22 protein-coding genes and 6 pseudogenes are annotated in these 25,627 nt (G+C 74.3%); 11 read left to right on the top strand and 17 right to left on the bottom strand.

Features of this window, described 5'->3' with window-relative positions; genetic code table 11:
- Positions 1 to 14 precede the first annotated feature (14 nt).
- Positions 15 to 935 (bottom strand): serine protease, encoded by a 921-nt coding sequence (locus BJF79_RS41955; RefSeq protein ID WP_075905816.1) that lies wholly within the window; start codon positions 933 to 935, stop codon positions 15 to 17.
- 116 nt (positions 936 to 1,051) lie between these two features.
- Here BJF79_RS41955 and BJF79_RS41950 point away from each other — a divergent pair, with 116 nt between their 5' ends.
- Entirely contained in the window at positions 1,052 to 2,041 is a 990-nt protein-coding gene (locus BJF79_RS41950) for a Gfo/Idh/MocA family protein (RefSeq protein WP_075905814.1), read from the top strand.
- 16 nt (positions 2,042 to 2,057) lie between these two features.
- On the opposite strand, the pseudogene glpK reads toward BJF79_RS41950, so the two are convergent.
- A pseudogene (glpK, locus tag BJF79_RS41945) lies at positions 2,058 to 3,571 on the bottom strand (glycerol kinase GlpK).
- A gap of 30 nt (positions 3,572 to 3,601) precedes the next feature.
- Positions 3,602 to 4,423, bottom strand: a complete 822-nt coding sequence (locus BJF79_RS41940; RefSeq protein ID WP_075905812.1) for an MIP/aquaporin family protein — start codon at positions 4,421 to 4,423, stop codon at positions 3,602 to 3,604.
- 308 nt (positions 4,424 to 4,731) lie between these two features.
- Between BJF79_RS41940 and BJF79_RS41935 the strand changes: the two genes are divergently transcribed.
- Both BJF79_RS41935 and BJF79_RS41930 read left to right on the top strand, forming a co-directional pair.
- On the top strand, positions 4,732 to 5,883 hold the full coding sequence (locus tag BJF79_RS41935) for a serine hydrolase domain-containing protein (RefSeq protein ID WP_075905810.1): 1,152 nt from the start codon (positions 4,732 to 4,734) through the stop codon (positions 5,881 to 5,883).
- A 124-nt stretch (positions 5,884 to 6,007) separates the two neighbouring features.
- Positions 6,008 to 6,847 (top strand): siderophore-interacting protein, encoded by an 840-nt coding sequence (locus tag BJF79_RS41930; RefSeq protein WP_075905808.1) that lies wholly within the window; start codon positions 6,008 to 6,010, stop codon positions 6,845 to 6,847.
- A 9-nt stretch (positions 6,848 to 6,856) separates the two neighbouring features.
- On the opposite strand, the gene BJF79_RS41925 is transcribed toward BJF79_RS41930, so the two are convergent.
- Positions 6,857 to 8,206 carry an ABC1 kinase family protein gene (locus tag BJF79_RS41925; RefSeq protein WP_075905806.1) on the bottom strand — a complete coding sequence of 450 codons (1,350 nt, stop codon included), beginning with the start codon at positions 8,204 to 8,206 and terminating at the stop codon, positions 6,857 to 6,859.
- 207 nt (positions 8,207 to 8,413) lie between these two features.
- Between BJF79_RS41925 and BJF79_RS41920 the strand changes: the two genes are divergently transcribed.
- The 3 genes and pseudogenes from BJF79_RS41920 to BJF79_RS66145 form a co-directional block, all read left to right on the top strand.
- Positions 8,414 to 9,241 (top strand): cyanophycinase, encoded by an 828-nt coding sequence (locus BJF79_RS41920; protein WP_075905804.1) that lies wholly within the window; start codon positions 8,414 to 8,416, stop codon positions 9,239 to 9,241.
- 2 nt (positions 9,242 to 9,243) lie between these two features.
- On the top strand, positions 9,244 to 10,179 hold the full coding sequence (locus BJF79_RS56600; protein WP_083734642.1) for a cyanophycin synthetase family protein: 936 nt from the start codon (positions 9,244 to 9,246) through the stop codon (positions 10,177 to 10,179).
- Between the two features lie 350 nt (positions 10,180 to 10,529).
- Positions 10,530 to 11,171 (top strand): annotated as a pseudogene (locus tag BJF79_RS66145) (Mur ligase family protein); the annotation flags it as partial.
- Positions 11,172 to 11,537: 366 nt separating this feature from the next.
- On the opposite strand, the gene BJF79_RS41910 reads toward BJF79_RS66145, so the two are convergent.
- The 11 genes and pseudogenes from BJF79_RS41910 to BJF79_RS41860 all read right to left on the bottom strand — a co-directional run bounded on the left by BJF79_RS41910 (position 11,538) and on the right by BJF79_RS41860 (position 21,075).
- Positions 11,538 to 13,172 carry a 4-hydroxybenzoate 3-monooxygenase gene (locus BJF79_RS41910; protein ID WP_316043551.1) on the bottom strand — a complete coding sequence of 545 codons (1,635 nt, stop codon included), beginning with the start codon at positions 13,170 to 13,172 and terminating at the stop codon, positions 11,538 to 11,540.
- A gap of 79 nt (positions 13,173 to 13,251) precedes the next feature.
- Positions 13,252 to 14,097, bottom strand: a complete 846-nt coding sequence (locus BJF79_RS41905; RefSeq protein ID WP_262403389.1) for an IclR family transcriptional regulator — start codon at positions 14,095 to 14,097, stop codon at positions 13,252 to 13,254.
- A 47-nt stretch (positions 14,098 to 14,144) separates the two neighbouring features.
- A complete protein-coding gene (gene pcaC / locus BJF79_RS66140; RefSeq protein WP_316043555.1) occupies positions 14,145 to 14,534 on the bottom strand; it encodes a 4-carboxymuconolactone decarboxylase in 390 nt (129 codons plus the stop codon).
- 411 nt (positions 14,535 to 14,945) lie between these two features.
- Positions 14,946 to 15,359, bottom strand: a pseudogene (locus tag BJF79_RS66135) (alpha/beta fold hydrolase); the annotation flags it as partial.
- Positions 15,356 to 16,543: a hypothetical protein gene (locus BJF79_RS52245; protein ID WP_262403388.1), complete on the bottom strand. Its 1,188-nt coding sequence runs from the start codon at positions 16,541 to 16,543 to the stop codon at positions 15,356 to 15,358. The pseudogene BJF79_RS66135 and the gene BJF79_RS52245, both read right to left, overlap by 4 nt.
- The gene (gene pcaG / locus BJF79_RS41885; RefSeq protein WP_075905796.1) at positions 16,533 to 17,117 is read right to left on the bottom strand and encodes a protocatechuate 3,4-dioxygenase subunit alpha; all 585 of its coding nucleotides are present in this window, start codon (positions 17,115 to 17,117) and stop codon (positions 16,533 to 16,535) included. Before pcaG ends, BJF79_RS52245 begins: the two co-directional genes overlap by 11 nt.
- On the bottom strand, positions 17,117 to 17,782 hold the full coding sequence (pcaH, locus tag BJF79_RS41880) for a protocatechuate 3,4-dioxygenase subunit beta (RefSeq protein WP_075905794.1): 666 nt from the start codon (positions 17,780 to 17,782) through the stop codon (positions 17,117 to 17,119). The genes pcaG and pcaH overlap by 1 nt, the downstream gene beginning before the upstream one ends.
- A gap of 133 nt (positions 17,783 to 17,915) precedes the next feature.
- A pseudogene (locus BJF79_RS41875) lies at positions 17,916 to 18,434 on the bottom strand (3-oxoacid CoA-transferase subunit B); the annotation flags it as partial.
- A complete protein-coding gene (locus BJF79_RS41870; protein ID WP_075905792.1) occupies positions 18,431 to 19,216 on the bottom strand; it encodes a CoA transferase subunit A in 786 nt (261 codons plus the stop codon). The pseudogene BJF79_RS41875 and the gene BJF79_RS41870, both read right to left, overlap by 4 nt.
- A gap of 122 nt (positions 19,217 to 19,338) precedes the next feature.
- Entirely contained in the window at positions 19,339 to 20,373 is a 1,035-nt protein-coding gene (locus BJF79_RS41865; protein WP_075905790.1) for a sigma-70 family RNA polymerase sigma factor, read from the bottom strand.
- 174 nt (positions 20,374 to 20,547) lie between these two features.
- On the bottom strand, positions 20,548 to 21,075 hold the full coding sequence (locus BJF79_RS41860) for an XdhC family protein (RefSeq protein WP_083734639.1): 528 nt from the start codon (positions 21,073 to 21,075) through the stop codon (positions 20,548 to 20,550).
- Between the two features lie 156 nt (positions 21,076 to 21,231).
- On the opposite strand from BJF79_RS41860, the pseudogene BJF79_RS67895 reads away from it, so the two are divergent.
- Positions 21,232 to 21,675 (top strand): annotated as a pseudogene (locus tag BJF79_RS67895) (universal stress protein); the annotation flags it as partial.
- Positions 21,676 to 21,698: 23 nt separating this feature from the next.
- Positions 21,699 to 21,827: a hypothetical protein gene (locus BJF79_RS64225; RefSeq protein WP_262403387.1), complete on the top strand. Its 129-nt coding sequence runs from the start codon at positions 21,699 to 21,701 to the stop codon at positions 21,825 to 21,827.
- Positions 21,828 to 21,869: 42 nt separating this feature from the next.
- Here the strand turns inward: BJF79_RS64225 and BJF79_RS41850 are convergent, their stop codons facing one another.
- Positions 21,870 to 22,982 carry an acyl-CoA dehydrogenase family protein gene (locus BJF79_RS41850; protein WP_262403386.1) on the bottom strand — a complete coding sequence of 371 codons (1,113 nt, stop codon included), beginning with the start codon at positions 22,980 to 22,982 and terminating at the stop codon, positions 21,870 to 21,872.
- Positions 22,961 to 24,154, bottom strand: coding sequence for an acyl-CoA dehydrogenase family protein (locus BJF79_RS41845; RefSeq protein ID WP_075905784.1), 1,194 nt, complete (start codon positions 24,152 to 24,154; stop codon positions 22,961 to 22,963). Before BJF79_RS41845 ends, BJF79_RS41850 begins: the two co-directional genes overlap by 22 nt.
- Positions 24,155 to 24,186: 32 nt before the next feature.
- Between BJF79_RS41845 and BJF79_RS67890 the strand changes: the two are divergent.
- The 3 genes and pseudogenes from BJF79_RS67890 to BJF79_RS41830 form a co-directional block, all read left to right on the top strand.
- Positions 24,187 to 24,549: pseudogene (locus BJF79_RS67890) on the top strand (SDR family NAD(P)-dependent oxidoreductase); the annotation flags it as partial.
- 4 nt (positions 24,550 to 24,553) lie between these two features.
- Positions 24,554 to 25,207 carry an SDR family oxidoreductase gene (locus BJF79_RS41835; protein WP_262403391.1) on the top strand — a complete coding sequence of 218 codons (654 nt, stop codon included), beginning with the start codon at positions 24,554 to 24,556 and terminating at the stop codon, positions 25,205 to 25,207.
- Positions 25,208 to 25,275: 68 nt separating this feature from the next.
- Positions 25,276 to 25,627, top strand: a 352-nt coding sequence (locus tag BJF79_RS41830) for an ATP-binding cassette domain-containing protein (protein WP_143220854.1), incomplete at its 3' end; no start/stop codon positions are given.

The raw sequence follows: 25,627 nt of genomic DNA, 5'->3' as shown, positions 1-25,627 counted from the left end.
GGCGCGGCCGCCCGTCACGTCCCGGCGGGCTCGGGCAGCGCGCAGTCCCCGCCGACGACGACGTCGCTGCGCGCGCCCAGGCAGCGGGCGAGCTCGTACGTCTGCTGCGCGTACGACGCCCCGCGCCGGACGGTGATCCGCCCGTCCCGGCCGACCTCGCACGGGTTGTCGAGGAGGCAGCGCCCGCCGTCCTCGTTCGCGGTGTTGTTGACGGCGACGACCCGTCCGGTGCGGGCGTCGATCACCGGGGAGCCCGACGTCCCGCCGATCGTCCGGCAGCCGGACGTGTAGCGGATCGAGTCCCGCCAGGTCCACTCCGCCTCACGGAGGCGGTACACCGTCGTGTCGATCGCGCACGAGTACGTCCTGCGCCAGTACCCGGACACGACGTGGATCCGGGCGCCGTCCCGCGGCCGCTCCGCCGACAGGCGCAGGGCCGGGACGCCGTAGCGCCGTTCGACCTCGGCGTAGGACGCCCCCAGCCGGTAGACGGCGACGTCGGTGCCGGTCATCGTCGCGTATTCGAGGCCGGTCGCGCGCAGCGTGCCGAGGTCGCCGCGGCCGGACCGGTCGAGCAGCGTGAACGTCCGCGCGACCGGCCGGTCGACGATCACCTCGCCCGCCGCGGGCGTCCCGGAGTCCAGGCAGTGCCCGTTCGTCAGCACCAGGGCCGGGTCGCCGTCACGGGACCGCGGGCCGCGCACCAGCGAGCCCGAGCAGTTGTCCAGCGCCACGATGCCCGTGAAGTCGACCGCGGCGTGCCCGCCGAGCACGCCCTCCACGGTTTTCGCCAGGACGCTCCCGGGTCGTACTGGTTCGGGGTGCGCCGTTCCGGGGTGCGCCGTTCCGGGGTGCACCGGTCCGGCCGCGGCTGCGGACGGGGCGGCGAGCAGTGCGGTGGAGACGAGGCCGATCGTGCCGAGACGTCCGAGCATGCGATTTCCCTCCGGAGTTGAAGCACTACTCTCTGTCACTTGATGTTAAGTCGGCATCGACGTCTCCGACAGGACCTCTGCTCGAACAGGGGGTTTTTCGCCGTTACGATCAACCCATGGCGGGATCAACGGTGCGCTGGGGCATTCTCGGGACGGGCGGCATAGCCGCGACATTCACGGAGGACCTGCTCCTCCTGCCCGGCCACGAGGTGGCCGCCGTGGGGTCGCGTTCGGAAGGCTCGGCGACGGCGTTCGCCGAGCGGTACGCGATCCCCCGCGCGCACGGCTCCTACGCCGATCTCGCCGCCGACGACGGCGTCGACGTCGTCTACGTCGCCACCCCGCATCCCATGCACTTCGAGCCCGCCCGGCTGTGCATGGAGGCGGGCCGGGCCGTGCTCGTGGAGAAGCCGCTCACCACGTCCGCCGACGACGCCGAGAAGCTCGCCGCCGTCGCCCGCGAGCACGGCGTGTTCGCCATGGAGGGCATGTGGACGCGGTTCAACCCGCTCGTCCGGCGCCTGCGCGAACTCGTCGCGGACGGCGCGATCGGCGAGGTGACGTCCGTGCACGCGGACTTCTCCGTCGCGGCCGAGTTCGACGCGTCCCACCGGCAGTGGTCGCCGGACCTCGGCGGCGGCGCGCTGCTCGACCTCGGCTGCTACCCGGTGTCGTTCACCTGGCCGCTGCTCGGCCCGCCCGCGACCGTGCAGGTCGCCGCGAGCCCCGCGCCGACCGGCGTGGACGCCAACACCGGCATCATGTTCGGCTACGAGTCCGGCGCGATCGCGCTGCTGCACTGCGGGCTCGTCGGGAACTCCCCGCACACCGCCACCGTGGTCGGGACGCGCGGCCGCGTCGACGTCGCGGCGCCCTTCTACCGCCCGTCCGCGATGACCGTGCGGCGGACCGGCGCCGCGCCCGAGGAGATCACCGCGGACATCCCCGGGCACGGCTTCACCTACCAGGCCGAGGAGGTCGCGCGCTGCCTGCGCGCGGGCCTCACCGAGTCGCCGCTGATGCCGCTGGACGAGACCGTCGCGATCCTGCGGACCCTCGACGAGATCGCCGCGCGGTTCGACGAGCGGTTCCCCGGCCGCCCGTAGGGCGCCTCCGGACGGCTCAGTCGACGTCCACCCAGCCGTAGGTGCGCTCCACGGCCTTCTTCCAGCCGGCGTACCCCTCGGCGCGCCGCTCCTCGTTCCAGGACGGCTCCCACCGCCTGTCCTCGTTCCAGTTGCGGCGGAGCTCGTCGGTGGTGCTCCAGAAGCCGATGGCGAGACCGGCGGCGTAGGCGGCGCCGAGGGCGGTGGTCTCGGCGACGACGGGGCGGGAGACGGGGACGCCGAGGATGTCGGCCTGCATCTGCATGGCCAGTTCGTTGGCGGTGACTCCGCCGTCGACCTTGAGCACGTCGAGGTCGACGCCGGAGTCGGCGTGCATGGCCTCGACGACGTCGCGGGTCTGGTAGCAGATGGATTCGAGGGTGGCGCGGGCGAGGTGGGCGTTGGTGTTGAAGCGGGAGAGGCCGACGATGGCGCCGCGCGCGTCGGAGCGCCAGTAGGGGGCGAACAGGCCGGAGAAGGCGGGTACGAAGTAGACGCCGCCGTTGTCGTCGACCTGGCGGGCGAGGGCCTCGGACTGCGCGGCGCCGGAGATGATGCCGAGCTGGTCGCGCAGCCACTGCACCGCCGACCCCGTCACCGCGATCGACCCCTCCAGGGCGAACACGGGCTTGGCATCGCCGAACTTGTAACAGACCGTCGTGAGCATCCCCGCCTGCGACCTGACCAGTTCCTCACCGGTGTTGAGCAGCAGGAAGTTTCCGGTGCCGTAGGTGTTCTTGGCCTCGCCGGGCGCGAAGCACACCTGCCCGACGGTCGCCGCCTGCTGGTCGCCGAGGATCCCCGTCACGGGCACCTCGCCGCCCAGCGCGCTCGTCCGCGTGACGCCGTACGGCTCGGGCGACGACGACGGGCGGATCTCGGGGAGCATCGCGCGGGGGACTCCGAAAAAGGACAGGAGCTCGTCGTCCCAGTCGAGGGTCTCCAGGTCCATGAGCATGGTGCGGCTCGCGTTGGTGACGTCGGTGACGTGCACGCCGCCGTCGATGCCCCCGGTCAGGTTCCACAGCACCCAGGTGTCCATGTTCCCGAAGACGGCGTCGCCCTTCTCGGCGGCCTCGCGGACGCGTCGACGTTCTCCAGGATCCACTGGATCTTGCCGCCGGAGAAGTACGTCGCCGGGGGCAGGCCCGCGCGGTGCCGGATGACGTCGCCCCGTCCGTCCCGTTCCAGGGCGGAGGCGATGCGGTCGGTGCGGGTGTCCTGCCACACGATCGCGTTGTGGTACGGGCGTCCGGTGCGGCGGTTCCAGACCAGCGTGGTCTCGCGCTGGTTGGTGATCCCGAACGCGGCCAGGTCGGCGTGGTCGAGATGAGCCTTGTTCAGGGTGGTCTGGACGACCGCGCGGGTGCGCTCCCAGATCTCGGTGGGGTTGTGCTCGACCCAGCCCGCCCGGGGCAGGATCTGCTCGTGCTCGAGCTGGTGGCGGGCGATCTCGTTGCCGCCGTGGTCGAAGATCATGAAGCGGGTGCTGGTCGTGCCCTGGTCGAGCGCTCCGACGAAGTCGGCCATCGGTATCTGCCCTTTCTGCTGGACGGCGGCTCAGGTGACGTCGTACTCGGGCCGGGGCTCCTCGCCGCCCGGCCCCTCGGGCGGGATGTTGCGTCCGATGAGCAGGATGTAGAGCCCGGCGCCGATGATGCCCCCGATGAGCGGGCCGACGATCGGTACCCAGAAGTAGAGATCACCGTACTGATCTCGCCACGCCTCCCCGTATCCGGTGAGGAACTGCGCGAGGCGCGGGCCGAAGTCGCGGGCCGGGTTGATCGCGTAGCCGGCGTTGGTGCCGAACGCCATCCCGATCGCCACGACCACCAGGCCGATGACGAACGGCGTCAGGTTCGCCAGCGGCGGCGAGTTGCGCAGGTCGGTGAGGGCGAGCACGAGGAAGAGCAGGATCGCCGTGCCGATGACCTGGTCGCGGAACCCGCCCCACATTCCGACCGGCAGCTCGCCGTTGCCCGGCATGGTGGAGAAGACGAACTGCGACTTCTGCGTCAGGCCGGGGTCGAACGCGTGCAGCACCTCCGTGTAGTTCCAGCGGACGATCAGCGCCGCGACGAACGCGCCCAGCGTCTGCGCGGCGATGAACGGCAGGACCTTGCGCCAGGGGAAGCCCTTGAACACCGCGAGCGCGACCGTCACGGCGGGGTTGATGTGGCCGCCGCTGATCCGGGCCGAGACGTAGACGCCCAGGGTGACCGCGAGCCCCCAGGCCCAGGCGATGCTGTCGTGGTCGCCGATCTCGGCCGCCACGACCTGCGCGACGACCGCGAGACCGAACAGGATGAGGATCATGGTGCCGGCGAACTCCGCGGCCAGTTCCCGGGCCAGTTCGGGGACCTTCGGCCGTGTTGTCGTCATCCGCTCCTCCTCAGGGTGTGACGTAGTACACAGCTGCCGCGAACGTAAATAATCCTCGCGAACATGGTCAACCGCCGCAGGAATGCGTTCTCGCCGCATCGCACCGCGAAGAATGATCGTCCGCCGAGACGACATTCCCCGGCGCACCGCCGCTACACAGCGCCGATGCACGATCCCTCACGGCCCCGGAACGTGCGGGCGCGCGCACGTCCGGTACCGAAAATTCGTCCCCCGGACCTATCGACGCGGCGTCCAATATCGATCATGATCAGAGCAGCCCGCCGATCCCCGCCCCCCAGGGAGGTCCCATGCGCCGCCGGCCTTGGACGTTCGCGCTCGCCCCCGCCGCCGTGACGGCCGCACTCGCCCTGACCGCCGCGCCCGCCGCCGCCGATCCGGGGCCGCCCGCACTCGCGCCGTCGGTCTTCGCGCCGCTCGCGGCGGACGCCGAACCCGCGCGGGGATTCGACCCGCTGCTCCCGTCGGCCGACCCCGTCGACCTGCGGGAGGCGTACCGGCCCCTGTCGGTCGCCTACACCCACGACGGCGAGAAGCGCACTCTCGACGACTACCTGGCCCGGACGGGCACGCAGGGCTTCGTCGTCCTGGACGGGCGGGACATCGTCTTCGAGCGGTACACCGCGGCCACCGGCGAGAGCCTCTTCCAGTCGTGGTCGGTCGCCAAGTCGTTCACCTCCGCGGCGGTCGGCATCGCGCTCGGCGACGGCGACATCGACTCGATCGACGACCCGGTCACCAAGTACCTGCCGGAACTGCGGGGATCGGGCTTCGACGGCGTCTCGCTGCGCGACCTGCTGCGGATGTCGTCGGGCATCGAATGGGACGAGACCCTGAACGTCCCGTTCGTGCACGTCGCCGCCAGTCTCGGCTACCCGCTGCCGGAGCTGGCGAAGCAGCAGAAGCGCGGCTGGGAGCCCGGCACCCGGTTCGAGTACACGAGCATGAACTCGTTCGTGCTGGCCTGGACGGTCGCCGAGGCGACGGGCGTCCCGTTCCACACCTACGTGCAGGAGAGGATCTGGGGACGGCCGGGATGGGGGCCAAAGGCGTTCCTCGGCAACGACTCCAGCGGCAACAGCATGGGCTACTGCTGCTTCTACGCGACCGACCGCGACTTCGCCCGCTTCGGTCTCCTCTACCTGAACGACGGCCGCGCCAACGGCCGTCAGGTGGTGCCCGCGTCCTGGGTGGAGCGGTCGACGCGGCCGTCCGCCTCCTTCAACGACGGCTACGGGTTCCAGTGGTGGCTGGAGGACGACGGCGACTTCTCCGCCAACGGCCTCGGCGGCCAGCGCATCTGGGTGTCGCCCGAGCACGACGTCGTGATCGTGAAGTCCACCCTCTACACCCTCGCGGGCGGCGACGAGACCGAGGCCGCGTTCGAGGCCGTCGCGGCCGAGGTGGCCCGCACCCGAGGCGCCCGCACCCCGACCCGCTGACCCCCTCGAAAGGAAATGGCGCCGGGCGGACAGGGGTGATGTTGGGCGGGCACGGGGGAACAATCGGGGCCTTTCGCTAGTTAGGCTTACCTAACAGGCTTGATCCACTACAGCGGGAGGCCGCATGGCGACGGAACCGGCGCGCAGGAAGCCGAAGCTCAACCGGGGAACGGTGCTGCGCACCGAGCGGCTCACCCCGCACATGATCCGGGTGGTGCTCGGCGGCGACGGGCTCGCGGAGTTCGACGCGGGCGAGTTCACCGACCACTACGTGAAGCTGCAGTTCCCGCGTCCGGGCGTCGAGTATCCCGAGCCGTTCGACATGGAGCGGGTCCGCGCCGAGTTCCCGCGCGAGCAGTGGCCGGTCACCCGCACGTACACGGTGCGCGCGTGGGACGGCGAGGCGCGCGAGCTGACGATCGACTTCGTCCATCACGGCGACAAGGGCTTCGCGGGTCCGTGGGCCGCGAACGCGAAGCCGGGCGACGAGCTGCTGTTCCTCGGGCCGGGCGGGGCCTACGCGCCGGGCGCCGACGCGGGCTGGCACCTGCTGGCCGGGGACGAGAGCGCCCTGCCGGCCATCGCGGCGTCGCTGGGACGGCTGCCCGCGGGCGCCCCCGCCCGGGTGTTCCTGGAGGTGGCCGGGCCGGAGGAGCGGCAGGACCTCCCGGGGGACGTCGAGGTCACGTGGCTCTACCGGGGCGGCGAGCGGGTCGGCGACCTGCTGGTGGAGGCCGTGCAGAAGCTGGAGTGGCCGGACGGCGAGGTGCACGCGTTCGTCCACGGCGAGGCGAACTTCGTCAAGTCGCTCCGGCGGTACCTGCGGGTCGACCGGGGCGTGCCGATGGAGCGGCTGTCGATCTCCGGTTACTGGCGGCTCGGACGCGACGAGGACGGCTGGCAGTCGTCCAAGCGCGAGTGGAACCAGCAGGTCGAGGAGGAAGAGGCCCGGGCCCTCGCGTGACGGCCCGCGTCAGGCGGTGATCTCCTCGGGGGCGTCCGGTCCCTCGTCGGCGAAACCGGGGAGCCACCGTTCGGCCTCGGCGCGGTAGGCGCCCTCGGCCTCCAGCTGGCACAGGACGCCGCCGCCTCCGGCGAGGGCGCGGCTGACCGCGAGGTACTGGGGCGGCAGCCGGAACTGGCGGGCGAGCGAGCCGGGCCGCATGTCGGAGGCCAGGCCGAGCCCGCGCGCGGTCTGCTCGCGCATCCACTCCCGGTCGTAGCGGAAGCGTTCCACGGCGAACGGGGCGGCGAGCGCGGCGACGAGGTCGGCGACCTCGTCGGGGTCGACCTCGGCGTCCTCGGAGAGCCAGCCCTCTTCCCAGAGGGCGTCGACGATCGCGTCGGGGTCGCCGAGGGTGCCGATCCGCAGCAGCCGCCCGATGGACCACTGCAGCTCGGCGGGGACGCGGGCGGCGCCGCCGAAGTCCATGACGCCGAGGCGGCCGTCGTCCAGCAGCCGGAAGTTGCCGGGGTGCGGGTCGATGTGGATCATCTCGCAGCGGGCGGGGCCCGACAGCAGGAAGCGGAACAGCAGCAGCCCGGCGCGGTCGCGGTCGGCCTGGTCGCCGTCGGAGATGACCCGGGCGAGGGGGGTGCCGTCCAGCCATTCGGTGACGAGCACGTTGCCCGACTGGGCGACGACGGCCGGGACCAGGAAGTCGGGGTCGCCTGCGTAGGCGTCGTGGAAGGCGGTCTGCGCGCGGGCCTCGTCGACGTAGTCGAGTTCCTTCTCCAGCCGCTTCTTCAGGTCGGCGATCAGGGGCTTGACCTCGACGCCGGGGAACAGCGGCGTGAACAGGCGGCTGAGCCGGGAGATCTGCCCGAAGTCGCTCATCACGGCCTGCGCGGCGCCCGGGTACTGCACCTTGACGGCGACGGTGCGGCCGTCGTGCCAGACGGCCTTGTGGACCTGGCCGATGGACGCGGCGGCGGCCGGGCGGTCGTCGAACTCGGCGAACTTCTCGCGCCAGCCCGCCCCGAGCCCTTCGGCGAGGACGCGGTGGGTGGTCTCGGCGGGCATCGGCGGCGCCGCCTCCTGCAGCCGGGTGAGGCTGGCGCGGAACGGCCCGGCGACCTCCTCCGGCAGCCCCGCCTCGAAGATCGACAGCAGCTGGCCGACCTTCATCGCGCCGCCCTTGAGCTCGCCGAGCACCGCGAACAGCTGCTCGGCGGTGCGGCGCTGCACCTCCAGCGCGACGGCCTCGGCGGGCCGCCCGATGGTGCGCTTGCCGAACCCCAGTGCGGTCCGCCCGGCGAAGCCGAGCGGCAGGGTGGCGAGCTTGGCGGTGCGCGTCACCGCGCGGCGGGGAATGTCGCTCACGGCGGTCGTCCCTCGTTCGACGATGCGTCCAATGACAGCTTCTCACGGGCGTCGGACGTCACGGAACGGTCGTCCGCCCGTAAAGGTTCAGCGTTCGGAAGGGCCGGAAGATTCCCGTGCGACGGCCGGACGGCCCCGCGCCCCGGATGGCCATCACATGGCGCGCCCATTGGACTACCCGGGGTGATCGAGGGTAGTGGGCAGTTCGTGAACCAGACGGATGCCGGACACAAGGGCCGGTTGCTGATCATCGGTGGGGCGGAGAACCGGACGTGCGGGGCCGGGCCGCTCGAGACGTTCGCGGAGCTGGCGGGCGGCGAGGACGCGCGGATCGTGGTGATCACGACCGCGACGGAGGTGCCGGACGAGGTCGCCGAGGAGTACACGGCGGTGTTCGGGCGGCTCGGGGTGCCGTCGGTGCGGGAGCTGCGGCTGCTGGGGCGGGCCGCGGCGGACGATCCGGCGACGCTGCGGGCGCTGGACGCGGCGACCGGCGTGCTGTTCAGCGGCGGGGACCAGTCGCGGCTGCGGACGCTGGTGGGGTCGCGGACGAACGAGCTGCTCAAGCGGCGGCTCGACCAGGAGGGCCTGGTCATCGCCGGCACGAGCGCGGGCGCGACCGCGATGGGCCACTGGATGATCCTCGGGGGCGGCGGCCACGAGGTCGCGGCGTCGAGCGTGAAGGTGGGGCCGGGCCTGTCGCTGCTCGACAACGTCCTGATCGACATGCACTTCAACGAGCGGGGCCGGCTGCCGCGGCTGCTGAGCGGCATCGCGCTGGAGACGCGCCTGCTCGGCGTCGGCATAGACGAGGACACGGCGATCTGCGTGGGCGACGGCCAGTTCACGGTGGTGGGGACGGGTGTGGTGACGGTCGTGGACGCGAGCCAGTGCACGGTCGCCTACGCGGCGTCCGACGACGAGCCGATGGCGATGCTGGACGTGCAGCTGCATCTCCTCCCGGCCGGGTGCACCTTCCAGATGAACGACAGGCTGCCGGCCATCGGAACGATGCGCGGCCCGAGGGGGGATTAGCCGTGCGGCTCGATCACGTGCGCCGCCTGAGCGGCCCGAACGTCTACCTGTCCCGTCCGGTCGCGATCGCGCACCTGGACCTGCAGGGGCTGACCGGTCACGAGACCACCGACCATCCCGGGTTCGCCGAGCGGCTGGTGACGGCGCTGCCGGGCCTGGCGTCGCACCACTGCGCGGCGGGCCGCCCCGGCGGGCTGCTGGACGCGATGGAGCGGGGCACCTACTTCGGGCACGTCGCCGAGCACGTCACGCTGGAGCTGTCCGGGCTGATCGGCCGCGAGGCGTTCTTCGGCCGGACGGTCCGGGCGGGCGGCCCCGGCAGCTACGACGTGGTGCTGGAGTGCCCGCGGGACGAGCCGCCGGGCAGCCCGGTCGTGGAGCGGCTCGTGGGCCTCGCGCTGCTGGTGGTGGGCGGCGCACTGGCCGGGCGGGTGCCGGACACGGCCGCGGAGCTGGCGGAGATCGCCGCCGAGCACGAGGCGGAACGGCTCGGGGTGAGCACCGCCGCGCTGGCCGCGGCGGCGCGCCGCCGGGGCGTCCCGGTCCGCCGGGTCGACGACCTCAACCTGCTGCGCCTCGGGTACGGGCGGCACCGCCGGACGGTCTGGGCGGCGATGACGGACGCGACGTCGGCGATCGGGATGGAGGTCGCGGGCGACAAGCGGCTCGCGCACCGGCTGCTGGCGGACGCGGGGCTGCCGGTGCCGGACGGGCGGGTCGCCGCGTCCCCGGCGGCAGGCCCTCGAAGCGCTGCGCGACATCGGCGGGCCCGTGGTGGTCAAGCCCGTCGCGGGGCATCAGGGCGAGGGCGTCCACATCGAGCTGACGGAGCCGCAGGAGGTGGTGGCGGCGTTCGACGGCCGCCACCGGCGGGGCGGCCACCGGCGGCACGGCCGCGGGCGCGGGGCGCGGCGCGGACGGCGACGGGGCCGAGGTGATCGTCGAGTCCTACATCCCGGGCCGCGACTACCGGGTCCTGGTGGTCGGCGGGCGGGTGGCGGCGGCCGCGGAGCTGACCGCGGCGCGGGTCACCGGCGACGGCGCGCGACCGTGGCGGAGCTGGTGGAGCGGGTCAACGCCGACCCGGCGCTGCGGCGAGGGGCACGACCGTCCGCTGACCCGGCTGGCGCTCGGCCCGGCGGAGCTGGGGCTGCTGGCGCGGCAGGGGCACGGGCCCGCGACGGTCCCGGCCGCCGGGGAGACGGTGTGGCTGCGCCGAAACGCGAACCTGTCGACCGGCGGCACCAGCCGCGACGTCGCCGGTGAGGTGCATCCGGAGGCGGCCGCGATGTGCGTGCGGGCGGCCGGGACGGTCGGCATGGACGTGTGCGGCATCGACCTGCGGCTCCCCGACATCGCGGCGCCGCTCCCGGCCGAGCCGGGCGCCGCCGGGATCCTGGAGGTCAACGCGGCCCCCGGCCTGCGCATGCACCTGGTCCCCCACGAGGGCGGCGGACGCGACGTCGCGGGCGACATCGTCGACCTGCTGTATCCGGACGGGACGCCGTCGCGGGTGCCGATCGTGTCGGTGACCGGCACGAACGGCAAGACCACGACGGTGCGGATGGTCGCGCACATGCTCGAACTCGACGGCCGCCGCACCGGGATGACGAGCACCGAGGGCGTGTACGTCGGACGGCGCCTGGTCCACCTGTCGGACGCGTCGGGCCCGCGGTCGGCGGAGATGGTGCTGGGCGACCGGACGGTGGAGGCCGCGGTGCTGGAGACGGCGCGCGGCGGGATCGTGCGGCGCGGCCTCGGCTACGACCGGGCCGACGTCGCGGTCGTCACGAACGTCACCCGCGACCATCTCGGGGTGGACGACACCGAGTCGCTGGACGACCTGGTGCACATCAAGGCGCTGGTCGCCGAGCAGGTGCGGCGCGGCGGGCGGGTGGTGCTGAACGCCGAGGACCCGCCGACGGCGGCGCTGGCGGAGCGCCCGGCGGTCGGCGCCCGGGACGTGTCGGTGCGCTTCTTCGCGCTGTCGCCGGACGCGCCGGTGCTCACCGCGCATCTGCGCGGCGGCGGCGTCGGGTACTGCGTCGAGCACGGCTGGCTGACGGAGGCGACCGGCGACCGCCGCACCCCCGCTGCCGGTCGAGGAGATCGCGGGGGCGTTCGGCGGGCACGCGGGGCACGTGGTGGCGAACGCGCTCGGCGCGGTCGCGGCGGCCCGCGGGCTGGGCGTGTCGCTGGACGTGGTGGCGCGCGCGCTGCGCACGTTCGAGCCGCACACCCGCAACCCCGGGCGCGGCTGCGTGTACCGGGTCGGCGACAACCCGGTGCTGGTGGACTACGCGCACAACCCGGCGGCCGTCGCCGCGATGGGCGCGTTCACGACGGCGCGCTGGCGGCGGCTCGGGCGGGCGCTCGGGCGGGCGCTCGGGCGGGGGCTCGGTGTCGCGGCGGTGACGCTGCGGGCGACCGGTGCGGACGGAGCTGGTCGTCGAGACGGCGCGGATCCTCGCGGGCTCGTTCGGACGGGTCGTCGTCTACGAGGACGAGGACCTGCGGGGCCGCCGCTCCGGCGAGATGACCCGGCTGATCGTCCAGGGGCTGCGGGAGGGCCGCCCGGACGTCCTGCACCATCCGGCGGGCGACCTGAAGGGGGCGCTGACGTCGGCGCTGGACATGGCCGAGCCGGGCGAGCCCGTCCTGCTGCTGTACGAGAAGCTGCAGCCGGTGCTGGAGCTGCTGGAGACCCTGGGCGCCGAACCGGAGGGGTGACCGGCCCGCCCGAGCACGACGGGCGGGTCTCCCGGCGGTGCTCAGGCGAGCGGCAGGCCGACGTAGTTCTCGGCCAGCGACGCCTTCGCCGCCTCCGACGACGCGACGTACGCCAGGTGCGACCGCTGCAGGCGCGCGCGAACGCGTCGGCCTCCGGGTCGACGTGCAGCAGGGTGGTCATCCAGTACGAGAAGTGCTCGGCGCGCCACACCCGGCGCAGGCACGCGTCGGAGTAGCCGTCCAGCAGCGTCTCGGACCCGTTCGCGTACCGCTCGGTCAGCGCGCGCGCCAGGACGATGACGTCCGAGACCGCCAGGTTGAGGCCCTTGGCGCCGGTCGGCGGGACGATGTGCGCCGCGTCGCCCGCGAGGAACAGCCGGTCGTGGCGCATCGGTTCGGCCACGAAGCTGCGCATCGGCGTGATCGACCTGTCGGTGATCGGTCCCTCGTGCAGTTCCCAGCCGTCGTCGGTGGCGAACCGCGCCGCGAGTTCGTCCCAGATCCGGGCATCGGACCAGGCGCCGAGGTCCTCGTCCGGAGCGACCTGCAGGTACAGGCGGCTGACCTCGGGCGAGCGGAGGCTGTGCAGCGCGAACCCGCGCTCGTGGTTGGCGTAGATCAGCTCGTCGGTGGACGGCGGGACGTCGGCGAGCACGCCGAGCCACGCGAACGGGTACTCGCGCGAGAACGTCCGCAGCTCCGGGACGGCCGGGCGGCTCACGCCGTGGAACCCGTCGCAGCCCGCGATGTAGTCGCACTCCAGCGTCCGCGGCACGCCGTCCTCGCCGCGGAACGTGACGCTCGGCGCCGAGGCGTCCAGGTCCAGCACCTCGGTCTCGAACCGGACGTCGCCGCCGTCCTCGAACCGCTTGGCGACGAGGTCCTTGACGATCTCGGTCTGCGCGTAGACGGTGACCGTGCGGCCGGTCAGGTCGGTGAGCGGCACGCGGTGCCCGGCGCCGTCGAACCGCAGTTCCAGCCCGTGGTGGACGAGGCCCTCGCGGTCGAGGCGCGCCCCGGCGCCGCTCTCGCGCAGCACGTCCGTCGTGCCCTGCTCCAGCATCCCGGCGCGCTGCCGCCGCTCCACGTAGCCGCGATCGCGCCGCTCCAGGACCACCGAGTCGATCCCCTGCAGATGGAGCAGATGGGACAGCAGCAGTCCGGCGGGCCCTCCGCCGATGATCGCGACCTGGGTGCGCATCGTGGTCTCCTGTTCGTTCGTTCGGTGCGATGCCTCCGCGGGACTCCGCGGGCCACCGGAGAATCCCCCGGGGGCGGGGTCAGGCGCCGGTCTTCCGCTCCGCGGAGAACGACTCGGGGTGCCCCCGCCAGTGGACGGCGACGTCCCGCGACAGGGCGCGCGCCGCCGTGGTGAGCGGCGGTAGCAGCCGGCGCAGGTCCGCGCTGCGGGTCCGCGACACCAGCGACAGCGCCGCGACGACCTGCCCGGACGCGTCCCGCACGGGTGCGCCGACCGAGGACGCCCCGAGCGTCATCTCGTCGCGGGTCAGCGCGTAGCCGGACCGCCGGACCTGCTCGATGCAGCGCCGCAGCTCGTCCGGGTCGGTGATGGAGCGGGCGGTGCGGCGCGACAGCGGCGCGGCGAGCACCGCCTCCCGCTGCTCCGCCGGCGCGAACGCCAGCAGCACCTTCCCGACGCCGGTGGTGTGCAGCGGCAGGGACGCGCCGACCTGCGTGAGGACGGGCACCGACCGGGTGCCGCGCAGCCGTTCGACCACCAGCACGTGATCGTCGCGCAGCACGGCGAGCTGCACGTTGTCGTGGGTGGCCTCGTACAGGTCCTCCATGTGCGGCAGCGCCAGCTCCCGCAGGCCGGTCACGGCGGGCGCCTGGCTGCCGATCCGCCACAGCCGGGTGCCGATGCGGTACGTCCCGTCCGGGACCCGCTCCAGGAACCCGCCCGCCGCCAGCTCGCCGACCAGCCGGTGGCCGGTCGCGGGGGGCAGCCCGGCGCGGCGGCAGATCTCGGTCAGATTGAGGCGGACCTCGCCCTGGGCGAAGGCGTTGAGGATGGCCATCACCTTGCCGGCCACGCTGACCGGGCGCGCCCCCTCGGCCATTCCCCCGCCCTCGTCCTTCCCGCCCGCGGGCACCGCCCGGATCATCCGGTCACTCCTGCCTGCTCACTGCCGCCTGCTCACTGCCGGCCTGCTCACCGCTGCTCGGCCAGTACCCGCTGGGCGACCGCGAACGCCGAGTTCGCGGCGGGCACCCCGCAGTAGATCGCCGTCTGCAGGAGCACCTCCTTGATCTCGTCCGGGGTGAGCCCGTTGCGCAGCGCGGCCCGGACGTGCATCGCCAGCTCGTCCAGGTGCCCGTGGGCGACCAGCGCGGTCAGCGTGATGCAGCTGCGCGTCTTGCGGTCCAGCCCGGGACGGGTCCAGATCTCGCCCCACGCGTACCGGGTGATCATGTGCTGGAACTCTTCGGTGAAGGCGTCCTTGCGGTCCTCGGCGCGGTCCACATGGGCGTCGCCGAGCACCTCCCGGCGGACCTCCATACCGGCCGCGTGCCGCGCCGCGTCGTCGGCGGGTTCGCTCATCTTCCCAGTCCCTTCCATGTGCGGTCCAGATGCGCGGTGATCGCCTCGGTGACCGGACCCGGACGTTCGGCCCCGGCGAGGTGCGCGGCGCCTTCGACGACGACCAGCCCGGCGTCCGGGATCCCCTCGGCGAGCCGGTCGGCGTGCCCGGCGGGCGGCGTCGGCCCGTCCTGCGCCCCGGCGATCACCAGGGTGGGCGCGGACACCTCCGGCAGCCGCGCCGTGACGTCGAATCCGGCGAGGGCGTCGCAGCAGCCCGCGTAGCCCTCCGGGTCGGTGCCGCGCAGCATCTCGACGTACGGTTCCGCGCCGGTGAACGACGGGGTGAACCAGCGGTCCGCCGCGGTCCGCGCGACGGGGGCGACGCCGTCGCGCCGTGACGAGCGCGGCACGCCCGCGCCACGCGTCCGGTTCGCCGAACCGCGGGGAGGTGCAGACCAGGATGAGGCTGGCGACCCGGCGGGGGGCGCGCAGCGCGAGCGTCGGGCCGACGGCGCCGCCGAGCGACACCCCGGCGTAGGCGGCGTCGGCGACGCCGAGCCGGTCGAGCAGCGCGGCGACGAGGTCGGCGAGTCGGCGACGGTGAACGGGCCGTCCGGCACCGGCGACGAGCCGTGGCCCGGCAGGTCGTAGCGCAGCACCCGCCACGACCGCGTCAGCTCGGGCAGCTGCGGCTGCCACAGGTCCATGGTGGTACCGAGGGACGGGCCGAGGACGAGGACGGGCGCGCCGGGCGGCCCCTCCACCCGGTGGTGCGGGACGTACGCGCGGCCGCCCGTCACGGCCGCCCGCGCGGTCGGCGGGGGAACTGCCGGTGGACGTCATGTGCGGCTCCCGCGGTAGGCGTCGAGGGCCCGGTCGACGAGCGCCGGGGCGGCGCCGGGCCCGGGGTCCCGGCCGAGGACGGCCAGGAGGGCGTCGAGGTCGGCGCGCATCCGCTCCGGCGCGACCTCGAGGCCGCCGAGCAGGGTCGGCGGCGGTCTCGGCGCGCCGCCCCGAGCGCAGCGCCTCGCGCAGCGGCTGCCACTCGGCGTGCCACTCCCCCGTCCGGACGCTCGTGCGGCGCGGCCTGCGCCGCGTGCAGGACCTGGACGTGCGCGGGGACCTGCAGCGCCGCCGACCGGATCAGCGCGGACAGCGCGGGGTTGCGCTTGTGCGGCATCGCCGACGAGCCGCCGCGGCCGGGTCCGGCGGCTCGCCGACCTCGTCGATCTCGCTCTGCGCGAGGAGCTGCACGTCGGTGGCGATCTTGCCGAGGGCCCCGGCGGTGACGGCGAGCGCGGCGCCGAGGTCGGCGACCGGGGTGCGGCGGGTGTGCCAGGGCAGCACCGGCCGGTCCAGGCCGGTCTCGGCGGCGAACGCGTCCACCAGTTCCGCCGCGCGGTCGCCGGACGCGTCGAGCGTCCGGCGGCGGCCGGCGCCCCTGCGCCGGCAGCGCGACCGCGGCCAGCCGGGCGCGGGCCTCCAGGCAGCCCAGCAGCCAGTTCGCGGCCTTCGCGCCGAACGTGGTCGGCAGCGCGTGCCGGCCGAGGGTGCGGGCGGCCATCGGGGTGTCGCGGTGCCGGGCGGCGAGGCCGGCCAGGGCGTCGAGCGCCGCGTCGAGCGCCGCGAGGATGCACCCGGCGGGCGCGGGCCGCGACGAGCATCGCCCCGGTGTCGACGATGTCCTGGCTGGTGGCGCCCCGGTGGACGTGCTCGGCGGCGGCGGCGAGGTCGCGCAGGTCGGCGACAGGCGGGACGACCGGGTTGCCCGCGCCGCGCGCGCGGCGGGCGATGCCGGTCAGGTCGAACCGGGCCGGGTCGGCCGCCGCGGCGATGGCCGCGGCGGCGTCGCCGGGGACGATGCCGAGGCGCGCCTGCGCACGGGCGAGGGCGGCCTCGGCGTCCAGCATGGCCGCGAGGTAGGCGTGGTCGCCGGTGGCGGCCTCCGTCCGCGTGCCCGCGCGCACCGGGGACAGCAGCCCCGCGTCGAGGGGCGTCGCCGGTTCCGGGCGGGCGTCAGAAGACAAGGAAGACCGTCTCCCGGTCGCCCTGCATGCGGATGTCGAAGCGGTACTCCCGCTCGGCCGTCCGCTCGGCGACGAGCGTGCCGCGGCGCTCGTCCGGGAGTTCGCCGAGCAGCGGGTCGGACGCGTGCGCGGACTCGTCCTCGGGGAAGTACAGGCGGGTGAACACCGGTTTGAGCAGGCCCCGCGCGAACACCAGGACCGAGATGTAGGGGGCGTGGCGGCCGACGGCACCGGGCTTGACGGTGCTGAACCAGTAGCCGCCCGCGGGGTCGGTGGCGCAGCGCCCGAAGCCGGAGAAGTCGTGGCCGTCGCGGACCCGGCCGCCGGGCCGCCGGGGGATCTCGCCGTTCTCGTCGGCCTGCCAGATCTCCACGAGCGCGTCCGGGATCGGCTCGCCCGCGCCGTCGTACACGGTGCCGCGGACGCGGACGGCGTCCGGCCGCCAGGCGGGGACGACCCGCGGGCCCTCCTCGTAGGGCAGCGCGTAGCCGAAGAACGGGCCGACCGTCTGCGACGGGGTGACCGGGGACGGGTGGAGCGGCGTGCTCGCGGCCGGGGACTGCGACTCGGTCATCAGTCCTCCATCGGGGTGTCGCCGAGCACGATGTCCCACTGGTATCCCAGCGCCCACTCCGGCTCGGTGGTGTCCATGTCGAACCGGGAGATCAGGTTCTCCCGGTCCCGCCGGTCGGGGATCGACTGGAAGATCGGGTCGAAGTCGAAAAGCGGGTCGCCCGGGAAGTACATCTGGGTGACCAGGCGCTGGGTGAACGCCGTGCCGAACACCGAGAAGTGGATGTGCGCGGGACGCCACGCGTTGTGGTGGTTGCGCCACGGGTAGGCGCCCGGCTTGATCGTGACGAACCGGTAGCGGCCGTCGTCGTCGGTGACGCAGCGGCCCGCACCGGTGAAGTTGGGGTCGAGCGGCGCGGGATGCTGGTCGCCCGCGTGCAGGTACCGTCCGGCCGCGTTGGCCTGCCAGACCTCGACGAGGGCGCCGCGGACCGGGCGTCCGGCGGTGTCCAGCAGCCGCCCGGTGACGATGATGCGCTCGCCGAGCGGCTCGCCCGAGTGCTGCTTGGTGAGGTCCCAGTCGAGGCGGCCGAGTTCCTGGTGCCCGAAGACGGGCGAGGTCAGCTCGATGCTGTCGGGACCGAGCTCCGGCATCACCGGTTCGCGCCCGGGGGCGCGCAAGGTGGTGCTCTTGTACCCGGGGTAGAGGTAGGGCGGGTGGGTCATGCCGGGGTCCCTTCTGCGGGGGCGGGCTCCAGGAGCCGCGGCCCGGTCGCGGCGCGGATGTCGTCGACGGTGACGCCGGGCGCGTCTCGACCAGCGTCAGGCCGTCCGGGGTGACGTCGACGACGCCGAGGTCGGTGATGATCCGGTCGACGCAGCCGGCGCCGGTCAGCGGCAGCGAGCACTCCTCGACGAGCTTCGGTGCGCCGTCGCGGGCGGTGTGGCTCATCACGACGATCACCTTGCGGGCGCCGTGCACGAGGTCCATCGCACCGCCCATCCCCTTGATCATCTTGCCGGGGACGGACCAGTTGGCGAGGTCGCCGCGGGCGGAGACCTGCATGGCGCCCAGCACGGCGATGTCGATGTGGCCGCCGCGGATCATGCCGAACGACAGCGAGGAGTCGAAGCAGGCCGCGCCGGGCAGCGCGGTCACGGTCTCCTTCCCGGCGTTGATCAGATCCGGGTCGACCTCGTCCTCGGCCGGGTACGGGCCGACGCCGAGCACGCCGTTCTCGGCGTGCAGCGTCACGTGCCGTCCGGCGGGCACGTACCCGGGGATCAGCGTGGGCAGCCCGATGCCGAGGTTGACGTACGCGCCGTCGGGCAGCTCGGCCGCCGCGCGGGCGGCGATCTCGTTCCTGGACCAGGTCATCGGGCGCCCTCCCCGCTCTCCGGTCCGCTCTCGCGCACCGTCCGCTTCTCGATCGGCTTGTCGGCCGCCTGCTCCGGGGTCAGCTCCAGCACCCGCTGGACGAACACGCCGGGCAGGTGGACGGCGTCGGGGTCGAGCTCGCCGGGTTCGACGAGCCGCTCGACCTCGGCGACCGTGATCCGCCCGGCCATCGCGGCGAGCGGGTTGAAGTTCCGGGCGGCCTTGTCGAACACCAGGTTGCCGTGCCGGTCGCCGACGGCGGCGCGCACCAGCGCGAAGTCGGTGGTGATGCTCTCCTCCAGCACGTACTCGCGGCCGCCGAACTCGCGGACCTCCTTGGCGGGGGACGCGACGGCGACCGTGCCGTCCGGGGCGTACCGCCAGGGCATCCCGCCCTCGGCGACCATCGTGCCGACCCCGGCGGGGGTGTAGAACGCGGGGATGCCGGAGCCGCCCGCACGCAGCCGTTCGGCGAGCGTGCCCTGCGGCATCAGCTCGACCTCGATCTCACCGGCGAGGTACTGGCGGGCGAACTCCTTGTTGTCCCCGACGTAGGAGCCCATCGCCCGGACGATCCGGCCCGCGGTGAGAAGCTGCCCGAGTCCCCGGCCGTCCAGCCCGCAGTTGTTCGAGACGACCGTCAGGTTCCCCGCGCCCCGCTCGTGCAGGGCGGAGATCAGAACGGCGGGGACCCCGCACAGCCCGAAGCCGCCGACGGCCAGCGAGGACCCGTCGTCGATGCCGGCGACCGCGTCCGCCGCCGAGGGCACGACCTTGTCCATGTGCCTCCCAATCCGCTCCGGCGGCACCCGGCCATGCCGCCGGGGCCGCCGTCACCACACTGGCAGCAGGCGGCGGAGACCCTGGACATCACTTTCCGCTGGGCGGAAAATCAACCCTCGGGTCAGGCATTTTCCGGAAGGCCGAACAGCGGGAAAAGGGTCGTGTCGAAGAACGCGGAGACGTGCGCGACCCCGTCCGCCGTGATCGCGATGACCTGCAGCTGGTACGGCCGGTGCACGCCTTCCCCGTCCCGGCGGTAGAGGCCGAACGCGGGCTGGCCGTTCGCGGCGGCCGGGAGCATGCGCAGCTCGCCCGGCTCGGCGGCGCACTGCGCGATGATGAGCCGCACGATGGTCTCGGCGCCGGTGAACCATTCGGGGAACGGCGGCATCTCCCAGACGGCGTCCCGCTTGAACAGTTCGAGGAGCGCGGTGATGTCGGCGTCCTCGAAGGCCTTGGCGTAGCGGTCGAGGAGCTCGCGGGCGGACGGGTCGGCGGGCTCGACGAGCTCGTCGCGGGCGGGACCGTCCTGCTCCAGCCGTTCCCGGGCGCGCTGCAGCGCGCTGTTGACGGCGGCGGTGCTGGTGCCGAGGAACTCGGCGACCTCGGCGGCCCGCCACTTCAGCACGTCCCGCAGGATCAGCACGACCCGCTGCTTGGCGGGCAGGTGCTGCAGCGCGGCGACGAACGCGAGCCGGGTGCTCTCCCGGGCGGCGACGATCGCGGCCGGGTCGGCGGCGTCCGCGGCGACGACGGTGTCGGGGGCGGGTTCCAGCCACGGCACCTCGGGGGACGCGACGACGGGCCGTTCGGGTTCGTCGCTCGGCGCGCCGAGCCCGGACGGCATGGGCCGGTTGCCGCGCTGGTCGATCGCGGTGAGGCACGCGTTCGTGGCGATGCGGTACAGCCACGTCCGCAGCGAGGACCGGCCTTCGAACCGCTCGTAGGACTTCCAGGCGCGCAGGTACGTCTCCTGCACGAGGTCTTCGGCGTCGTGGATGGACCCGAGCATCCGGTAGCAGTGGGCGAGCAGCTCGCGCCGGTACGGGTCGGCCCGGTCGAGGAACTCGCGGTCGTCCGCGATGGCCGTGGCGGAGCCCGTCTCCCGCGTCGGGTCGGCCGGCGTCGGATCGGCTGGCGTTGGGTCGGCTGGCATGGTCGTCGTCACCTTCGCTCGGCGATGTCTACCTCGCGGCGGCGCGGGCCGGCGGCCGCCCGTTCGTCCCGACCGTAGACCGCCCCACCGACAGAACCGTTGCGCCGCACCATCCTACGCGCTGACCTGCGGCGTCGTCAGGCGAACGGCGGGTGCGGGCGGTCTGCGGGGCGGTCAGAACTCGAATCCGCCGGGGCGGCCGTTGCGGTCGGCGATCAGCCCGGCGAGCGTCGCGACGGCGATGTCGCGCGTCCGGGAGCCGATGTTGAGGCCGATGGGGCGGCGCACCCGGGCGATGTCGCCCGCCGGGACGCCGAGTTCGGTGAGCGCCGGGATGTGCGGGGCGGGGTGGCGGGGGTTGCCCATCACCCCGACCCAGCGGACGGGCTGGGTGAGCACGGCGGCCAGCACGCGGCCGAGTTCGGGCCGGTGGTGGTCGGTGACGACGACGTCCGCGGCGGCGTCCAGTGGCGGCGGCGCGGCGGAGCCGTCGCGGTCCTCGTCGGGGTCGACGAGGTGGGTGCGGTATCCGAGGTCGGCGCCGTACCGCAGCAGGTGCGCGGCCACCGGAGTGTCGAACACGGCGACGAGCACGCGGTCGCCGGTCTCGGGACGGACGTCGCCGTGCGCGACGGCGCAGGCCCGCTCGTCCGGCCCCGGTTCGCTGGGAGCGCCGGTGGAGGCCGGCGTGGGTGTGCCCATGGCGGAAGTCTGCCGGGCCGCGGTCCGGCGGTCCAGCGGACGCGCGCCGCCCCCTCCGGACGGGGCGCTCGCGGGGTGGACTCGGGGGTGGAATCGCCGGAACCGGAGGCGAAACCGCGTGAAACACTTCCCCTGGGGTGGGTATTCCTTCACTGTATGGTGAACCACCTCACCCCGCAGGCTTCGGGAGGGACCGTGATCGTGAGGCCGGAGGGCGGCCCCCGCGTCGTCGTGGGGGTCGACGACTCCGCCGGCGCGCGCTGTGCGCTCTCCTGGGCGATCGGCGAGGCGCGGCTCCGGCGGCTCCCCTTGCTGGTGGCCCATGCCGCCCCGCTCCCCCCGCACGTGTCGGCGGCCGGGCTGCTCGGCTGCGGCGTCACCGACGCGCTGCGCGGCTCGGGCGCGGACCTGGTCGCCCGGCTGCTGTCGGACGTGTGCGACGGCCCGCCGGAGGGCGTGGACATGACGGCGCTGGCGCTGGTCGGCGAGCCGGGCGCGACCCTGGTGCGGCTCGCGGGCGAGGACGACATCCTCGTCGTCGGGCACGGCAGCCGGGGGCCGCTGTCGCGGCTGGTGCGCCCGTCGGTCCGGCTGCACTGCGCCCGCCGGTCGCGGCGACGCTGGTGTGCGTCGGCCCGCCCGCGTTCGAGTCGCTGCTGGAACGTCTCGCGGCCCACGACACGAGCCCCGAGCACGTCGCCGACGAGTCCCGGTTCCGGCGGCTGGGCCGCCGCCTCTGGCTCGACCGGTAGCCCCGGCGGGACCGGCGGACCGGTCCCGCCGGGGACCGCCGGTCAGGCCGGCGGGAGGTCGGCCAGGACGGCGAGGGCGGCGCGGTGCCGGTCGGGCGAGCCGAGGGCGATCGAGTCGGCCTTGGCTCGCTTCAGGTACAGGTGCGCCGGGTGCTCCCAGGTGAACCCGATGCCGCCGTGCATCTGCACGCATTCCTCTGCGGCCTTGACCGCGACGGCCGAGCAGTGCGCCTGCGCGACGGCCGCGGCGACGGGCAGGTCGGCGTCCCCGGCGGCCGCGCAGGACGCGGCGTAGCGGGCGGCGGCGCGGGCCTGCGTGATCGACGTCCACAGGTCCGCCAGGCGGTGCTTGAGGGCCTGGTAGGAGCCGATCTGGCGGCCGAACTGGTAGCGGGTCTTGACGTAGGCGACGGTGTCGTCCAGGCAGCGTTCGGCGATGCCGAGCTGCTCGGAGGCGAGCAGCGCGGCGCCGGTCAGCAGCGCGGCGCGGACGGCGTCCGGGCCCTGCGCGACCAGCCGGGCCGGGGCGCCGGTGAAGGCGACGTCGGCGAGGCGGCGGGTCATGTCCAGGGACGTCACGGCGGTGCGGCGGACGTGCCGCCCGTCGGGGTCGGCGTCGACCGCGTACAGTCCGCCCGCGGCGGGGACGAGGAACACGTCGGCGGCGAGGCGTCGCGACGCTCGTGACCGCGCCGGTGAGCGCGCGCCGGAGACGGTCGGGGCGTCGGGGTCGGAGCCCGGGTCGGCGCCGGGCGCGGTGCCGAACGGGACGGCGAGGACGGCGATCCGGTCCCCGGCGGCCAGCGGCCCGAGCAGTTCCCGCTCGCCCGCCGCCAGGAGCGCGGCGGTGGCCAGGACGGAGCTGGTGAGGAACGGGACGGGCGCGACGGCGCGGCCCAGTTCCTCCATCACCACGGCGGTCTCCCGCCAGCCCGCGCCGGCGCCGCCGAGGTCCTCGGGGACGGGCAGCCCGGCGCAGCCGAGCCGCGCGGCGACGGCCGTCCACAGGGCCGCGTCGTACGGCTCGTCCTTCTCGGTGCCGGCGAGCACGTCCGTCCAGGGCGCCTTGTCGTCGAGGACCTCGCGGACGCTCGCGCGCAGGTCGCTCTCGATCTCGGTGTAGAGGAGGTCGGTCACTTCGGCAGGTCCTTCCACGGCACGTCCTTGTCGACCCGGATCTCGCCGGGCAGGCCCAGGACGCGTTCGGCGATGATGTTGCGCAGGATCTCCGAGGTGCCGCCCTCGATGGAGTTGCCCTTGGCGCGCAGGTAGCGGTACCCGGGCGAGCGGCGGGTGAAGTCGACCTCGGACGGGCGGCGCATCGTCCAGTCGTCGTAGCGCAGCCCGTCGTCGCCGAGCAGCTCCAACTCCAGGCCGGACGTGCGCTGGTTCAGTTCGGCGAAGGCGAGCTTGGCGGCCGAGCCCTCGGGGCCGGGCTTGCCGGCGGCGAGCTGCTGGCGGAGCCGCTCGCCGGTGAGGCGGGCGGCCTCGGTCTCCGCCCACAGCCGCAGCAGGGCGTCGTGCAGCCCGGCGGTGCGCAGCTCGGGGCGGTCCCGCCACAGCTTGGCGACGACGCCCATCATGCCGCCCTCGCGGGGCGCGGCGGCGCCGCCGATGGCGACCCGCTCGTTCATCAGCGTGGTCGTGGAGACGCGCCAGCCGTCCCCGATCTCGCCGAGGCGGTGCTCGTCGGGGATGCGGACGTCGGTGAGGAAGACCTCGTTGAACTCGGCCTCGCCGGTGATCTGCCGCAGCGGCCGCACCTCGACGCCGGGCGCGGTCATGTCGCAGACGAAGTAGGTCATGCCGCGGTGCTTGGGGACGTCCGGGTCGGTGCGGGTCACCAGGATCGCGTAGCGGGCCTCGTGCGCCATGGACGTCCAGACCTTCTGGCCGTTGACGATCCAGTGGTCGCCGTCGCGGACGGCGCGGGTGCCGAGCGCGGCGAGGTCGGAACCGGCGCCGGGCTCGCTGAACAGCTGGCACCAGATCTCCTCGCCCGTCCAGAGGGGGCGCAGGAAGCGGCGCTTCTGCTCCTCGGTGCCGAAGGCGAGGATGGTGGGGGCGGCCATGCCGAGCCCGATGCCGTTGCGCTCGGGCTGGTTGCCGGGGGCGCCCGCCTCCCGGAACCGCCGGTCCACGCCGGGCTGCAGGGCCCGCGGCGCGTCGAGCCCGCCGTGGCCTTCCGGGTAGTGGACCCACGCCAGGCCGGCGTCGTAGCGGGCCCGGAGGAACTCCGGCGGCTCGGTGGCCGCGGGGTCGTGCTCGGCGAGGAAGGCGTCGACCCTCCTGCCCAGCTCGGCGGCGTCGGGCGGTGCTGTGCTCACGGGGCGGACCTCCGCGCGGTGGGGGTGGCGCGATGGCCACCGGCGAACATACCAACCAGTCGGTATGGCAGCACCACCCTAGGAACACGGGCGAGCGGACGTCAACCAAGGGAGGGGCGCGGAACGCGCGAAACCCGGTAAGAGGCGCGGGCCGCGCGGCGATGCGCCTTGCCGCCCGCCGGGGCGTGTGCGACGTTCCCCGCATGGTGACTTTGGCTGGACGGTCCGCGCTGGTCACGGGCGCCTCGTCGGGGATCGGCGCGGCGATCGAGGAGGCGCTCGCCGCCGCCGGGGCCCGGGTGGGGCTGGCGGCGCGGCGCGCGGACCGGCTGGCGGACGTGCTGGCCCGGTGCCGCGAGCACGCGCCCGGTTCGGCGATGTGGACGGCGGACCTGGCCGATCCGGACGCGCCCTGCGGCGCTCGCCGCGGCGGCCGAGGCGGAGTTCGGCGGCATCGACGTGCTGGTGGGCAACGCGGGGATGCCGAAGCGGCGGCACGTCCGGGACCTGACGCCCGCCGACGTCGAGGACGTGCTGCGGCTGAACTACGTGTCGGCCGTCCGGCTCGCCCTCGCGGTGCTGCCCGGGATGATCGCGCGGGGGCGCGGGCACCTGGTGGCGGTCGGGTCGGTCGCGGCGCGGCTCGGCCCGCCGCACGAGGCCGCGTACGCGGCGTCGAAGGCCGCGCTGACCGCGTTCTGGGAGAGCATGGCCGTCGACCTGGACGGCACGGGCGTGCGGGTCCACGTGGTGCAGCCGTCGCTGATCACCGGAACCGAGTTGTTCGACGCGCGGCCCGGCGACGAGGAGCCGCTGAGCGACCTGTCCGGCGCCCTCTCGCCGCAGGACGTGGCGGCGGCCGTCCTGGAGATGATCGGCGACGGGCGGTTCGAGCGGTACGTCCCGGACTGGTTCGACCAGATGGCCTCGGGCAAGGCCGCCGACGTGGAGGCGTTCGTCGCCGGGGTGAAGGAGTGGCGGCGCGAACGGCTCGCCGAGATCGCCGACATCGGCGGTCCCGGCGGCGTTGCCGCCGCGCCGCCTCCTCAGTAGGGTGAGGGCCCCGGTGATCTAGATCACATGACCTGGATCACAGACTCGCTCCTTGCCGGGAGGTGCGGATGCCCCCCACCGCCTCGTCCCCGAACGCCGTGTCCCCCACCGCCGCGTCCCCGGTCGCTCAGGGTCTGCTCGTGTCCGGCGTGACCGTGCGGTTCGGCGCGCTGACCGCCGTGGACCGGGCCGCGCTGGCCGCCCCGGCGGGCGCGGTGACCGGGCTGATCGGCCCGGACGGCGCGGGCAAGACCACCCTGTGCGACGTCATCAGCGGGCAGCGCCGCCCCACCGAGGGCACCGTCCGGCTGGGCGGCGCCGACCTCACCGGCGGCGCCCGCGAGCGCGCCCGCCGCGGCGTACGCCCGCACCTTCGAGCGTCCCGGCCCGCTCGGCGCCACGACCGGCGCGACGCCGTCC

It is taken from the genome of Actinomadura sp. CNU-125 (genome assembly GCF_001942465.1).
GTDB lineage: Bacteria > Actinomycetota > Actinomycetes > Streptosporangiales > Streptosporangiaceae > Spirillospora.
The sequence above is the reverse complement of the archived record's forward strand: the minus strand, read 5'-3'. Positions and strand labels throughout refer to the sequence as shown.

Bases quoted from the DNA above. Each gene is read 5' to 3' on its own strand.
- pcaH (WP_075905794.1), bottom strand. From the start codon at position 17,782: ATGACCCACCCGCCCTACCTCTACCCCGGGTACAAGAGCACCACCTTG.
- pcaC (WP_316043555.1), bottom strand. From the start codon at position 14,534: ATGAGCGAACCCGCCGACGACGCGGCGCGGCACGCGGCCGGTATGGAG.
- pcaG (WP_075905796.1), bottom strand. From the start codon at position 17,117: ATGACCGAGTCGCAGTCCCCGGCCGCGAGCACGCCGCTCCACCCGTCC.
- BJF79_RS41905 (WP_262403389.1), bottom strand. From the start codon at position 14,097: ATGATCCGGGCGGTGCCCGCGGGCGGGAAGGACGAGGGCGGGGGAATG.
- BJF79_RS41860 (WP_083734639.1), bottom strand. From the start codon at position 21,075: ATGGGCACACCCACGCCGGCCTCCACCGGCGCTCCCAGCGAACCGGGG.
- BJF79_RS41870 (WP_075905792.1), bottom strand. From the start codon at position 19,216: ATGGACAAGGTCGTGCCCTCGGCGGCGGACGCGGTCGCCGGCATCGAC.
- BJF79_RS41955 (WP_075905816.1), bottom strand. From the start codon at position 935: ATGCTCGGACGTCTCGGCACGATCGGCCTCGTCTCCACCGCACTGCTC.
- BJF79_RS41950 (WP_075905814.1), top strand. From the start codon at position 1,052: ATGGCGGGATCAACGGTGCGCTGGGGCATTCTCGGGACGGGCGGCATA.
- BJF79_RS41910 (WP_316043551.1), bottom strand. From the start codon at position 13,172: ATGCGCACCCAGGTCGCGATCATCGGCGGAGGGCCCGCCGGACTGCTG.
- BJF79_RS41865 (WP_075905790.1), bottom strand. From the start codon at position 20,373: ATGCCAGCCGACCCAACGCCAGCCGATCCGACGCCGGCCGACCCGACG.
- BJF79_RS41940 (WP_075905812.1), bottom strand. From the start codon at position 4,423: ATGACGACAACACGGCCGAAGGTCCCCGAACTGGCCCGGGAACTGGCC.
- BJF79_RS41935 (WP_075905810.1), top strand. From the start codon at position 4,732: ATGCGCCGCCGGCCTTGGACGTTCGCGCTCGCCCCCGCCGCCGTGACG.
- BJF79_RS41930 (WP_075905808.1), top strand. From the start codon at position 6,008: ATGGCGACGGAACCGGCGCGCAGGAAGCCGAAGCTCAACCGGGGAACG.